General features: G+C 67.0%; 8 protein-coding genes. 1 reads left to right on the top strand and 7 read right to left on the bottom strand.

Annotated elements, in window-relative coordinates; genetic code table 11:
* Positions 1–18 precede the first annotated feature (18 nt).
* Positions 19–2373, top strand: a complete 2355-nt coding sequence (locus tag AB0280_RS04735) for an FdhF/YdeP family oxidoreductase (protein WP_366366317.1) — start codon at positions 19–21, stop codon at positions 2371–2373.
* A gap of 295 nt (positions 2374–2668) precedes the next feature.
* Here AB0280_RS04735 and AB0280_RS04740 read toward each other — a convergent pair whose 3' ends face one another.
* The 7 genes from AB0280_RS04740 to AB0280_RS04770 all read right to left on the bottom strand — a co-directional run bounded on the left by AB0280_RS04740 (position 2669) and on the right by AB0280_RS04770 (position 12855).
* Entirely contained in the window at positions 2669–4144 is a 1476-nt protein-coding gene (locus tag AB0280_RS04740; RefSeq protein ID WP_366366318.1) for an HNH endonuclease signature motif containing protein, read from the bottom strand.
* 51 nt (positions 4145–4195) lie between these two features.
* Positions 4196–4879, bottom strand: a complete 684-nt coding sequence (locus AB0280_RS04745; protein WP_307491370.1) for a hypothetical protein — start codon at positions 4877–4879, stop codon at positions 4196–4198.
* 245 nt (positions 4880–5124) lie between these two features.
* Positions 5125–7632, bottom strand: coding sequence for a GcvT family protein (locus AB0280_RS04750; protein WP_366366319.1), 2508 nt, complete (start codon positions 7630–7632; stop codon positions 5125–5127).
* A 255-nt stretch (positions 7633–7887) separates the two neighbouring features.
* Positions 7888–9300: an MFS transporter gene (locus AB0280_RS04755; RefSeq protein WP_366366321.1), complete on the bottom strand. Its 1413-nt coding sequence runs from the start codon at positions 9298–9300 to the stop codon at positions 7888–7890.
* Positions 9301–9830: 530 nt separating this feature from the next.
* Positions 9831–11171 (bottom strand): molybdopterin molybdotransferase MoeA, encoded by a 1341-nt coding sequence (locus tag AB0280_RS04760; RefSeq protein ID WP_366366323.1) that lies wholly within the window; start codon positions 11169–11171, stop codon positions 9831–9833.
* A gap of 155 nt (positions 11172–11326) precedes the next feature.
* Entirely contained in the window at positions 11327–12232 is a 906-nt protein-coding gene (locus AB0280_RS04765) for a bifunctional 5,10-methylenetetrahydrofolate dehydrogenase/5,10-methenyltetrahydrofolate cyclohydrolase (RefSeq protein ID WP_307491377.1), read from the bottom strand.
* A complete protein-coding gene (locus AB0280_RS04770; RefSeq protein ID WP_366366325.1) occupies positions 12229–12855 on the bottom strand; it encodes a cyclodeaminase/cyclohydrolase family protein in 627 nt (208 codons plus the stop codon). The genes AB0280_RS04765 and AB0280_RS04770 overlap by 4 nt, the downstream gene beginning before the upstream one ends.
* Between the last annotated feature and the right edge of the window lie 4 nt (positions 12856–12859).

Genomic DNA, 12859 nt, shown 5'->3' on the forward strand with positions numbered 1-12859 from the left:
GGCGAGGAAGTTGGAACAATGAAGTTCGGCAAACAGCCTGCCCCCGTCGCGGACATCAACGAGGACAACCTCGAAGTCCACAAGCCCAAGACCGAGGCCGCCGGCGTCAAGGCCGTCATGGTGGCACTGGAGCGCGCGGTGGCGCAGGCAGGCGTGACCCGCACGGCACATTCCCTGCTCCGGCTGAACCAGCGCGGCGGGTTCGACTGCCCCGGCTGCGCGTGGCCGGAGTCGGACAAGAAGCGCAAGACTGCCGAGTTCTGCGAGAACGGTGCCAAGGCCGTGGCCGAGGAGAACACCTTGCGGACCGTGGGCGCGGAGTTCTGGGCCAAGCACTCCATTGCCGAACTCTCAGGGAAGACCGAGTACTGGCTGGGGAACCAGGGCCGGCTCAGTGAACCGATGGTGATCCGCGAGGGTGATACCCACTACTCACCGATCTCCTGGGCTGACGCCTTCGAGCTGATCGGAGAGCACCTCCGGGCGACCACCCCGGACCGCAGCGTCTTCTACACCTCCGGGCGCACCGCGAACGAGACCGCGTTCCTGTACCAGCTGTTCGCTCGGGCCCTGGGCACCAACAACCTGCCGGACTGCTCCAACATGTGCCATGAGTCCTCCGGATCGGCGCTGAACCCGACCATCGGCATCGGCAAGGGCACCGTGTCCCTCGACGACATCCACGACTCCGAACTGATCTTTGTCGTCGGTCAAAACCCCGGCACCAACCACCCGCGCATGCTCTCTGCGCTGAAGGAGTGCAAGGACAAGGGCGGCAAGGTGGTGGCCGTGAACCCGCTGCCCGAGGCCGGACTGTTCAACTTCAAGGACCCGCAGACCATCTCGGGCGTGGTGGGCGGCGGCACCCCGCTCGCCGACGAGTACCTGCAGATCAAGGTGGGCGGCGACCTGGCGCTGTTCCAGGCGCTGGGCCACCTGCTCCTGGAGGCTGAGGAACAAAACCCGGGAACCGTCGTCGACCATTCCTTCATTGCCGCGCAGACGGACGGGTTCGACGCCTACCGCGACGCCCGCCGCACCCTCGACTGGGATGAGACCGAGAAGGCCACGGGCCTCTCCCGCGCGCAGATCGAGAAGGTTGCGGGGATGCTGGTGGCGTCCAAGGCCTCGATCTTCTGCTGGGCGCTGGGCGTGACGCAGCAGCCGCACTCGGTGGACACCATCAAGGAGATGGTCAACGTCCTGCTGCTCCAGGGCAACTTCGGCAAACCCGGCGCCGGCGCCTGCCCCGTCCGCGGGCACTCCAACGTCCAGGGCGACCGGACCATGGGCATCTGGGAAAAGCCGAAGGAATGGCTCCTCTCGGCACTCGATTCCGAGTTCGGCATCTCATCCCCGCGGCACCACGGCTACGACGCCGTTGAGTCGATGGAGGCGTTCGAGCGCGACGAGGTGGACGTCTTCGTGTCCATGGGCGGCAATTTCTCGCTGGCGTGCTCCGACACTGAAGCGTTGGAGGCGGGCATGCAGCGGATCGGGCTGACCGTGCACATCTCCACCAAGCCCAACCGCTCCCACATTGTGCACGGCCGCACCTCGCTGATCCTGCCCACGCTGGGCCGCACGGACAAGGACGACAAGCACCCCAAGGGCGCCCAGTTCCTGTCCGTGGAGGACTCCATGTCTGTGGTCCACTCCACCCAGGGACGCCTCACGCCGGTCTCCGAGCACCTGCTCGCCGAACCCGTGATCGTGGCCCGGATGGCCGAGGCTACCTTCGGCCCGGACCACTCCGTGGACTGGCGCGGCATGGCCGAGGACTACGACGTGATCCGCGACCACATCGCCCGCGTCCTGCCGGGGTTCGAGGACTTTAACGCCCGGGTCCGCACCAAGAACGGGTTCGTGCTGCCCAACCCGCCGCGCGACACCCGCTCCTTCGCCACGGACATCGGCCGCGGCCGGTTCACGGTCAGCCCCCTTGAGTACCTGACGCCGCCGCCGGGCCACCTGGTGCTGCAGACCATCCGAAGCCACGACCAGTACAACACCACGTTCTACGGCCTGGACGACCGCTACCGCGGCATCTCCGACGGCCGCCGCGTGATCCTGATCCACCCGGAGGACCTCGCTGAATCGGGCTTCCAGGACAGGGAACTGGTCGATGTGGTGAGCACCTTCCAGGGCGTGGACCGCAGGGCGGACAAGTTCCGCCTGGTGGCGTACCCAACTGCCAGGGGCTGCGCCGCCGCGTACTTCCCGGAGGCCAACGCACTGGTCCACAAGGAAAACGTGGCCCGCGTGTCCAATACGCCGGGTTTCAAGGCAATGTTCGTCCGCTTCGAGCCGCATCGGGGTGGGGCAGCGGTGGCCGAAGAGTCCGCGGGGGCGCTGGCCGGAACGCACTCTTAGCCCCACCGCGGCGGGTTGGCTGCGCCGGTGCGCAGACTAACGACGGCGGCAGTCCCGCAGGTGCCGGGTGTCGCCGTCGCTGTTGGCCCAACCAGGTTTTACACTGGGTGGTTCCCGTCTGGACCGGCTTCCGGGTCCGGGTCCTTGCCATAGCCGCTGGCTGAGGCAAGCCCGGCTACCTGCTGCCCGGCATTCGTCTGGCCTGGCGCGAACTGGTCCTCCTGGACGTCCTGCGGTGGCTCCTCAGACCCGGGCGCCACATTCTTCCGCGCAGGGCCGCATTAACCTCGCCGTCTCAGGCGGATGGCGGGTGCAGGACCCGGTCCAGCCAATCTTCTGCCGGGGATAGCTGGAAGTGAACGAGATCCGGAACAGCGCCAAGCGGACTGCCTTCCTTTGGCGCCCGGCCGCGGTTTTGGAGATTCGGCCAGCGTGGTGGTTCCCAGTCCTGGTGTTCGCTTTGGTAGTGGCGGCCGGTGGGTGAGGTCCAGCCGGGTGGTTCGTTCTTGGTGGCGGGGGTGGGTTTCCAGGCGGTGGTGTGGCGGAGTTTGTGGTGTTTCGGGCAGGGCTGTCCCAGGTTGCTGATTCCGGTGGTGCCGCCGTTGGCCCAGGCGAGGATGTGGTCGGCGTCGTTGTCCAGGGAGTTGTTGCTGCAGCCCGGGAACGGGCATTTGCCGTCCCGCAGCCGCAGCCAGGCCCGCATGGCTTTGGTGACCCGGTAGCTTGTCCGGCCGATTTCCAGTGGTGCCCCGTCCCGAGGGTCCACCAGCACCCGGTAGAACGAGCCAGCACCGCCAGCGACGAGCCGCCGGGCCATTGACGGCGGGATGGGACCGTACCCGTCCAGCATCGCCGGTTCGTCGGTCTGGCCCAGCAGGGAGAACGCCGGGACCGTGACCAGCACCTGCGCCCGGATACCCGACGACGGCTGGTCGGTTCCGGCGCCGTTGCCGGTGCTGGTGCCGCTGGTGAGGATCGCCTCGGCGAAGGTGTCGGCCCGGAGTTGGGGCATGCTGCGGGGCTCGTCCGGTCCCTGCATGCCCCGGGCGGCCGCGGTGAGCCGGTTCCACCCGGCCAGGGCCTGGTCCGCGGGAAGGTACGCGGACAGCCAGGCCATCCCGTCCTGGTCCGGGCGGAACTCCACCCGCCGGTCCGCGACCCCTTTGGCGTGGCGTTTTTCGATGGACCCGGCCTGGTGGCGTTCCCGCCAGGTCCGGGCCTTGGCCTTGAACCGGTGCGCCGGCAACTGCCCCACCGGGCACCCCCGCGCCGGGTCCGGGGCGTCCGGGTCAAGGAAATGGGCTTCCAACACTGCAGCGCCGGCAGGATCAAGGCACGCTGTTTCGTCCGCCATCACCACCGCGTGGCTCCAGGAGATCGCCCCGGCCTGCAAAGCCTCCAACGTCCGCGGCAACGTCGCCGTGACCGCGTGCGAGGTGACCAGGAACGACGACGCAGCCCGCGGTCCTAGGGCCAGCACACACCCGATCTCCGCCGCGACCGCCATCTCCTGCGCCCGTACCGGAACATCCGGCCCCGCAACAACGTGGGCGGTGTCCGAGTACGTCACCGCCGCCCTGGCCTTCACCGCAGCGATCCCGGCTTCAACCTCCCGGGTCCCGGCCAGAATCTCCAGGCAACCATCCGCCAAACCACCCAGAGGGTCAGCCGCAGAAAAAGGCACCGAACCGGCCCCATCCACCTCAGTATTCAGCACAGCAAGGGCAGCACGGATCTCCCCAAACGCCCTCACCACCGCCGCCTTCCCCATAAACCCATCATGACAAAGGGGTCTGACAAACAGAGGGGCCGGGTGCGGTCGCTAAACAGTGGCTCCGTCATTGAGCCGCGCCGGCCGTGAACGTGGGCGGTCCCGGGCCGAATACGCGATCATGAGTCCTGCCGTCGCCGCCCCGCCCGCGTATGTCCACGGTGAGGCCCAGGATCCTTCGGGGGTGGGAAGGGCAAAAGCGATGACGACCGCGGCCACGGCCAAAAGGACCTCAATGGTCGCCTGCAGCGGCCTTGCCCGGTACCCAGGGTAGGCCAGCCGGACCAGGGGGATGACCGGGAGAAGGAACAATCCGAGGCTGACGACCGGGTAGATGGCGTTGAAAGTGAAGATCAGCAGGCCCAGCACCAGCAGGCCAAAGAACTTCAGCACGTCGAGGGCCCGGAGCGGGTTGGCCGGCGTCCACCGGCTCAGCAGCAGTCCCCATGCAGGGAGCCCGAGCAGCCAGCCGCCTGCCCAGACGCCGGCGTTCAGCAGTGCCAGGGGCACCAGCAGGGCCCCGGGCAGCAGGAAGGCCGCCGCCTGCCGGAGGTACGCCCCCTCCCGGGACGGGCCGAAGATGCACGCCCCGATCAGCAGGTACGCCGCCACATACCAGGGAAGCAGCTGGATCACCGGTCCGCGGGCCGGGCTGAATATCAGGAGCGTCAGTGAGGCCACCATGACGCACACGGCGGCGAACGTCCAGGCGCGGCTAGCAGGCCGCTGATTCACGGTAGGGAGGCGAGGGTGTCGTGCGGCCACTCCCTGCCGTGGGCCGCCATTGCCTTCCCGCATATCCCGCTCGTTTGCTCGTTGCCGAACACCATAAATCCCCCAATTTTTGGTTGTCGAGGTGATTCTACGGCCTTGACCCACGGCGGATGGCACCATCCAGAGGGCACGAAAAAGGTGGTTGGGCCTGCCGGTCTCAAGCAGGCCCAACCACCAGATTTCGTCGGCTCAACCGCCGGGACAGGTCAGCCGCGGAGGCGCTCCATGCCCGGGTCAAAGAGCGGCTCTGCGCTGACGGTGGCGGCTACGCGCCGGCCGAAGTACTCGATCTCCACGGAGTCGCCTTCAGTCACCGACGTGGGCAGCCAGGCATAGGCGATGGGCTTGCGGACGGTGAAGCCGTACGCCGCACTGGTGACGTAACCAACGGCTTCCCCGGCCACGTACACCGGTTCCTTGCCCAGCACCACCGACGTGCCGTCGTCGACCGTCAGGCACCGCAGCGTCTTGGCTGCCGGCTGTTCCCTGCGGACCGCCAGCGCCTCGGCACCCACGAACCCGGTCTTGTCCTTGGCCACGGAGAAGCCCAGGCCGGCCTGGTACGGGTGGTGCTCGGTGGTCATGTCGGTGCCCCACAGCCGGTAGCCCTTCTCCAGGCGCATGCTGTTGAAGGCGCCGCGTCCGGCAGCGATGATGCCGTATTCGCTGCCGGCCTCGAACAGCAGGTCCCACAGCTTCAGCCCGTATTCGGCCGTGGTGTAGAGCTCCCAGCCGAGCTCGCCCACGTAGGAGAGCCGCATCGCCGTGACGGGGATGCCCCCAACGGAGATCTGCTTGGTCCGGAAGTACTTCAGGCCGTCGTTGGTGAGGTCGTCCGTGCTGACCTTGCCCATCACCTCGCGTGCCAGCGGACCCCACAGGCCGATGCAGCAGGTGCTGCCGGTGATGTCGGTGACGTGCGCCCACTGGGAGGGATCCGCCGCTGACTGCCGGCGGGCCTCCACCCGGAGGTAATCGAAGTCCACGTTGCTGTTCACGCCAAGCTGGAACTCTTCCTCAGCGAGCCTGGCCACGGTCACGTCGCTGCGGATGCCGCCGTCGTCCGCCAGCAGCAGGCAGTACGTCACGGCACCTGGCTTCTTGGCGATGTTGCCCGTGCTGAGCCGGTGCAGCAGTGCCTGGGCGCCGGGGCCGGTGACGGAGAGGCGCTTCAGCGGCGTCATGTCGAAGAGTCCGACGGCGGTACGCGTCTTCCATGCTTCGGCGGCGGAGATGGGGGAGTGGAACATCGCCGACCATTTGTCCCGCTCCGGGGCCTGCCACTCGGCCGGAAGCTCCTCAAGGAGCCCGCGGTTGGCTTCAAACCAGTGCGGGCGCTCCCAGGCGGCGGACTCCAGGAAGAAAGCCCCGAGTTCCTTCTGGCGGACGTTGAACGGGCTGACGCGCAGGTCCCGCGGCGATTCGCGCGGCTGCAGCGGGTGCATGACATCGTAGATCTCCACGAAGTTCTGCTGCGAGGTCTCGCTGACGTACGCGTCGGAGGTCTGGACCTTCTCGAAACGGGTCAGCTCGCAGCCGTGCAGGTCGGTCTGTGGCTGGCCGTCGATGATCAGCTCTGCCATGGCCTTGGCAACGCCGGCCGAGTGCGTGACCCAGACGGCCTCGGCCACGAAGAAGCCCTCAAGGTCCGGCGCTTCGCCCATGAGCGGGCCGCCGTCCGGGGTGAAGGAGAAGATGCCGTTGAAACCGTCCTGGATTTCGGTGCTGCGCAGCGCCGGCAGCAGGTCCTGGCTGTCCTCCCATGCGGGCACGAAGTCTTCGAGGGTGAAGTCCAGGCGGGAGGGCATCCGGTGGTCGGACATGTCCTCGGCTGAGACCTTGGGCAGTGCGGACATGTCCACGGGCATCGGGCGGTGGGCGTAGCTGCCGATGCCGATGCGGTCGCCCCATTCGCGGTAGTACAGGTCCTTGTCCTGGTAGCGCAGGATGGGCTTGCTGGCGCCGTTGGGGAGCTCGTTGACGTTCTCGAGTTCGGCAAGGGGCGTGGTGATGGCGTACTGGTGGGCCAGCGGCAGCAGCGGCACTTCCAGGCCCACCATCCGGCCGAGTTCACGGCCCCAGAACCCTGCGCAGGACACCACGATGTCGGCAGGGATAACACCGGAGGAGGTTTCGACGCCGGTGACCTTGCCGCCCTCCTGGGCGATGCCGGTGACGGTGGTGGAACCGCGGTAGGTGACGCCGCGTTCGCGCGTGCGCTCGATCAGCAGCTGCACCGCACGGGCCGCCAGCGCGAGTCCGTCGGTGGGGATGAGCAGGCCGCCCAGGACCTCGCGGCCGCCGGTGAGCTTGCCGGTGTTCAGCAGCGGGTAGATCTTTTCGCATTCGTCGGCGTCGACGATCCTGCTTTCGACACCCCAGGAGGTCATGACGCCCATCTTGCGCTTGAGGTCGGCCAGGCGCTCGGGAGTGGTTGCCAGCTCCAGGCCGCCCACCTGGTTGAAGCAGGACTCGCCGTCCTTGCCCAGGGCCAGGAGCTTGTTCACGGTGTACGTGGCGAATTCCGTCATGGTCCTGGATGGATTGTTTTGGAACACCAGGCCGGGGGCGTGCGACGTGGAGCCGCCTGCGAGCTCCAGCGGGCCCTGTTCGACGACGGTGATGTCGTTCCAGCCGCGGCTTGCCAGCTCGTCGGCGAGGTTGGTACCGACGATGCCGGCTCCGATGATGACGACGCGGGGTGATGCGCTCATGATGTTGGGTTCTCCTGGTTGCTGCTGGAATCCGCCTGACCGGGTGATGGAATTTGCTTCGCTATGAGCAACGCGCATCACTATATGCAACAGGGTGTCTCAGCTCACATCGGATGTCAAGGGTTTCCTGCTTTGTTGCGGGGATGGGCGGCGCTGTGTCCGCAAGCGGCAAAGAGGCCCCCGCCGCTGGTGCGACGAAGGCCTCTTTGGTGCATCTCCGGTTATCCGGCGGCGCGGGGCCGTCCGGTCCCGGGGTCAGTGGGAAACGTCTGCTGAGATCTCGGCAAGGGTGCGCCCCTTCGTCTCAGGCGCGAGCCATTGCGAGAGGATTGCGCCGAGCAATGCGACGACGGCGGCTACCACCATGCTGGGGCCCAAGCCGATGTTGCTGATTGCCCACGGCAGGGCGAAGGTGCCGAGTGCGGCTCCGATGCGGCTGAAAGCCGCGGCGAAGCCCATGCCGATGCCGCGCAGGGGGGCGGGGAATACCTCGGCCGGATAGACCTGGGTCAATGTGGTGTAGCCGGCATTGAAGAAGGAGAACGCGAGGAACAGGGCGAGCACGAGGATCGCTGGTGCGTCAGCCCAGACGCCGATGACCAGCAGGATGCCTGCACAGAGCCACTGTCCGGGCACGGTGAGGATTCGGCGGCCCAGCTTGTCAATCAGAAGCACGGTAGTGACAACACCCGCGGCCGCAAGTGCGGACAGGCCGACTCCACCGGCCCAGCCGCCGCCGAAGCCGAATTGGCTGAGCACGTCGTCGGCGAAGGTCGCGATCGCAAAGTACGGAGTGACCGCGCAGAACCAGAAACCCGCGGTGAAGAGGGTGGTGCGCCAGTGCTCCCTCGAGAACAACATTCCGAAGGAGGCGTTCTTGATCTTGGTCCTGCCCTTCGCGGCCTGGGCCTCCTGGAGCATCCTCAGATCGATCTCCTCGGTGATGCTGTTGTGCATCTGTGGCGATTCGACGTATTTGTGGGCGATCGCGAGTGCTTCCTCACGCCGTCCCTTCGTGATGAGCCAGCTCGGCGATTCGGGGAGGCCTATGCGGGCGATGAACAGAATGAAGGCCAGTATCGTGCTCGTGCCGATGACGAGGCGCCAGGGGGTGCCGGCGTCGTGCAGGAGAGTGCCAATGATGAATGCCATCATGAAGCCGACGTACCAGGCGATCAGGGTCAGCCCGAGCAACCGCCCGCGGAGCTTTGGAGGGGAGAATTCTGACAGCAGTGGGCCGCCGATTGAGTACTCGCCGCCGATCGCGACGCCCATCAGGAATCGGATGAGCGCCAGCTGGATTACGGCGCCGTCTCCGGAGGTTACGAAGAACTGGGCGGCTGAGGCCACCAGGAACAGCCCCATGTCCACGAGGAACATGGGCTTGCGTCCGAACTTGTCAGTAGCCCAGCCGGCCAGCGGGGAGCCGATGAAGATACCTGCCAGGGGGCCTGCAGCGATCATGCCCAGCGACAGTGCGTCGAGCTGGAGATCTGACCGCATGGGTCCGGTGACGGGGCCGATGATTCCGAGGATGTAGCCGTCGAGGAACATCCCGCCGATGAAGACCGCGACAAGCCGCACCATGAAGCGGCGTTTGAACCTGGAGCTGGTCTCTTTTGATGAGGAGGTGTCGACGGTTGCCGTCGTCTTGGTCGGATTGATCATTAAGATTCGTTCCCTTCCGGCTTCAGCGCAAACCGCTGAAGGTGCCAGGGCGCTGTTTCCTGGACCCGCGGACAGGCTTCGGCGTCGTTCCCCGGTTCCGGCGCCCTGCGCTGCTTTGATCGATGGTGCTGCCATCCCTGATAGTCATAGACAGTTTCCTTTGGTGATCTGGCGCTGCCGCATGATGCTGGCAGCCGTTGTGCGGCCGATGCACGGGCCAGGGCCCCTTTCGGATCGGCCATCATGAATTCGTTCGTCTGTTCCCCAAAGTCATCACGGGTGGAGCCGGGGGACGGGAGGAGCGTATCCGGGCGAGCTTCGTTCCGTGATGATCAACAACCTTCGCTGTATGCAACAAAATCGTGCGCTAGCTCACATTCAATGTCAAGAGTGTGACCCCCTAAAGGCGAAGTGTGTAGGGGCTCCTGCTGGGTACTCCGGGGCACACCAAAGGCCCTGACCGCTGGGACAGGGAGACCTCTGCCATATCGGGTGCCTGGTGAGGGGGGTAAGCAGGGCAAACCTCTGCGTCAGGGTGGGTTGGCGGCCTCCGCCCGGGGGGTCCTTGGGGTTTCTGGTGCTGCCCACGGAAGCGGGAGCACGGGAACGGGTCCCCCCGAGTCAACGCCCTGGGGAGGAACGGCCATGACCGCGTCGGCCCAGGCAAGCCCGCGCATCATGCCGGGCCCGGTGTGCTGGACGGGGAACGCAAGGCCGGACAGGAACCGGCAGGGGACCAGGCGTGTCCTTCCCGGATCGCCCTCGAGGTCGCAGCCGGACATCATGAGCTGCAACGGAGGCGGCTGCGCGCCCCCAAGCGAGGCGATCAGGGGTGCGCCGACGGTGAGCAAGGCCATCACGGCCGCCAGGGGATTGCCCGGAAGACCGATCACGAACCGCCCGTCCGGAAGCCCGGCGAGCACGGCCGGATGGCCGGGACGCATCGCGATGCCGTCCACCAGCAGCTGTCCGCCCAGGGCATCGATGGCGGCACGGAAATGGTCCGTCCCGGACTTACCGGTGCCGCCGGTGGTGATGATGACATCTGCGGCGCCGGCGGGCAGGACGGGGCTGTCCAGGGCATCCAGCCAGCTGCCAAAAGAGTCACCGATTCTTTGCGGGCTCCCGGCAACACCGCCGAGGAGGGACACCACGTTCCCCAGTTGCGGACCAAAGGTGTCACGGACCTGCCCGGGCGCCGGGACACCCTGCGTCACCACTTCAGCCCCGGTGAGTACGACGGCGACAGCGGGCCGGGCGCGGACCTGCACGGTGTCGTGCCCTGCCGCCGCAGCCAGGGCCACCTGCGCGGGATTGAGGACAGTGCCGGCAGGTAGGAGTACCTCCCCTGACCGGGCTTCCTGCCCGGCGGGACGGATGTGCTGGCCGCTGCGCGCCTCGCCGGCCTTCGCCTCCGGGCGGAGTGTCAGGACCTGGTTGCCGTTGGTGTCCCGTGCGGCCAGGCCGCTTTCCTTCCGCAGGACGGCATCGGCACCGTGCGGTACCAGGCCGCCGGTGGCAATCACGGCGGCACTGTTTGCGGGTAAAAATCTGTTGCCTTCACGGGGCAGGGATCCTTGCTGGCCGGATCCGGCCAACAGCCAGGGGCCCGGTCCGTTCACGGCCCAGCCACCCATCGCGGACGAGGCATAGTGCGGCAGGTCCTGGAGTGCGGTGACGTCCCGGCTCAAGGTCCGCCCAATGGCGTCAGCGAGCGGGACGGCCACGGGCGGGAGCGGACTGGCCGAGCCGAAGGCGACATGGCGCGCTTCGGACCACGGTATGCAGCCCCGTTCCGGGATGGGGCCCGGCGCGGGACCCGGCACGGCTGTACTCCTGGAAACGGTGGCTGTGGGTCCATTGGCAGGCATACGGGCCTCCTCCTTGCTGTTTCACCGGCAAATGCCGGCTGCGGGGCCCGTTTTCCGAAAACGGTGCTTCGATGAGGAATACCTCCCCAGGTCTTAGGCCCACCGAAGCACCTTTTACGAAAAACGGGACACCCGTTGCTGACGCTGTGCCCTTCCTAGCCCGCCGCTTCCAGCACCTGGGCGTCCACGGCTTCGGACTCCCGCGGCGTGGAGGACGATTGCCGGCGCGCGGCCTCCACGGTGTGCAGGAGCAGCAGTGCCGTGGTCACGGAGCCGACGCCGCCAGGAACGGGGGTGAGCCCCGCTGCGGTCCCGGTGACGCTGGCTTCGTCCACATCACCCACCAGCGAGCCGTCGGCAAGGACGTTCGTGCCGACGTCGACCACGACCGTCCGGGAGGAGACGTGGCTGCCAGTCAGCAGCCCGGCGCGGCCGGCCGCGACCACCACGACATCGGCATCCTTGGTGTAGCGCTCCAGCGGACCCGACCTGGAATGGCAGACCGTCACAGCGGCATCGCGTGCCAGCAGGAGGAGGGACAGCGGCTTGCCGACAACGGCGGACCGGCCCACCACCACCACATCCTTGCCCGCCACGGGAACCTGGTAGTGGTCAAGGATTTCGACGACGGAGCGCGCGGTAGCGGGAGCAAAGGCCGGCTGGCCGACGGCCAGTCGTCCCAGGCTCAGCGGATTGGCGCCGTCAATGTCCTTTTCCGGGCTGATGAGGCCTACCAGGTTGTCGGTCCGGACACCCTCCGGCAGTGGGGTTTGCAGGATGATGCCGTTCACGGACGGTTCGGCGCTCAGGTCCCGCAGGACCCTGGCCAGCGCCGCTTCCGTTGCATCATGGCCAAGGTCGATGATCCGGCAGCCGATTCCGGCGCGCTCCGCTGCTCGCTCGATGGAACGGACGTACCAGCGCGTCGACTCATCGGCGGTCGCCATGACCACCGCAACAACCGGTCGGACGCCGTCCCGTTCAAGCGACCGGACCTGGTCCTGGACCTCCTGCTGGAACAAACCGGCTAAAGGCTTTCCGGATAGTACTGCTGTGCTCAACCCAGGATCCTTTCGCGAACGCGGGCCGAGAGGGCATCTGCCGCCAGGACCACTTTCTCTTCAATGCCGTCCGTCTGTTGGGCAAGCAGCGCGCGTGCCTCCGGATCCTTGACCGCAACGACGTTGATGTCGATATTGACGCGCGCCGTGGTGGCAGCTGCGCGGGCGGCGTCAGCGGCCGCCGCAACGTCGCTGATGACGTTGGCGTTGGCGACGCCGAACAGCTCGGTGGCGAGGTCCACGATGGCCCCCGACAGCTTGATGAGCCGGGCGGGGGTCTGTGCTGCCTGGATGAGCGCGGACTGGATCCCGGCCGCCCGGGCGGCCTTGAGGTCATCAGTGCCGGACGGGAGCTTGTAGGAGTCGATGACTGCCTGGAAGGCCTCTTCATCCGCTTCAGCCAGGCGCAGTGCCTCGGTGACAAGGTTGTCGGCGGCCTGGGTGATGCGCCCTACCAGTGGTGCATGCTCTTCGTATTTGGCGCCGGTGGTGTAACGCGCCACCATGGCGACCAGGGCGGCGCCCTGGGCCGCGTGCAGGGCCGCGGCGGCGCCCCCGCCCGGCGTCGGCTGCTTTGCGGCCAACCGGGCGAGGTAGCTGCTGACTGTTTCTGAACTGATCATGGTG

The sequence above is a fragment of the Pseudarthrobacter sp. 902506025 genome (assembly GCF_040702325.1).
Classification (GTDB): domain Bacteria; phylum Actinomycetota; class Actinomycetes; order Actinomycetales; family Micrococcaceae; genus Arthrobacter.

What these genes read in the sequence shown, in the direction of transcription:
- AB0280_RS04735 (WP_366366317.1), top strand. Translation starts at nt 19, where the DNA reads ATGAAGTTCGGCAAACAGCCTGCCCCCGTCGCGGACATCAACGAGGAC.
- AB0280_RS04740 (WP_366366318.1), bottom strand. Translation starts at nt 4,144, where the DNA reads ATGGGGAAGGCGGCGGTGGTGAGGGCGTTTGGGGAGATCCGTGCTGCC.
- AB0280_RS04750 (WP_366366319.1), bottom strand. Translation starts at nt 7,632, where the DNA reads ATGAGCGCATCACCCCGCGTCGTCATCATCGGAGCCGGCATCGTCGGT.
- AB0280_RS04755 (WP_366366321.1), bottom strand. Translation starts at nt 9,300, where the DNA reads ATGATCAATCCGACCAAGACGACGGCAACCGTCGACACCTCCTCATCA.
- AB0280_RS04760 (WP_366366323.1), bottom strand. Translation starts at nt 11,171, where the DNA reads ATGCCTGCCAATGGACCCACAGCCACCGTTTCCAGGAGTACAGCCGTG.
- AB0280_RS04770 (WP_366366325.1), bottom strand. Translation starts at nt 12,855, where the DNA reads ATGATCAGTTCAGAAACAGTCAGCAGCTACCTCGCCCGGTTGGCCGCA.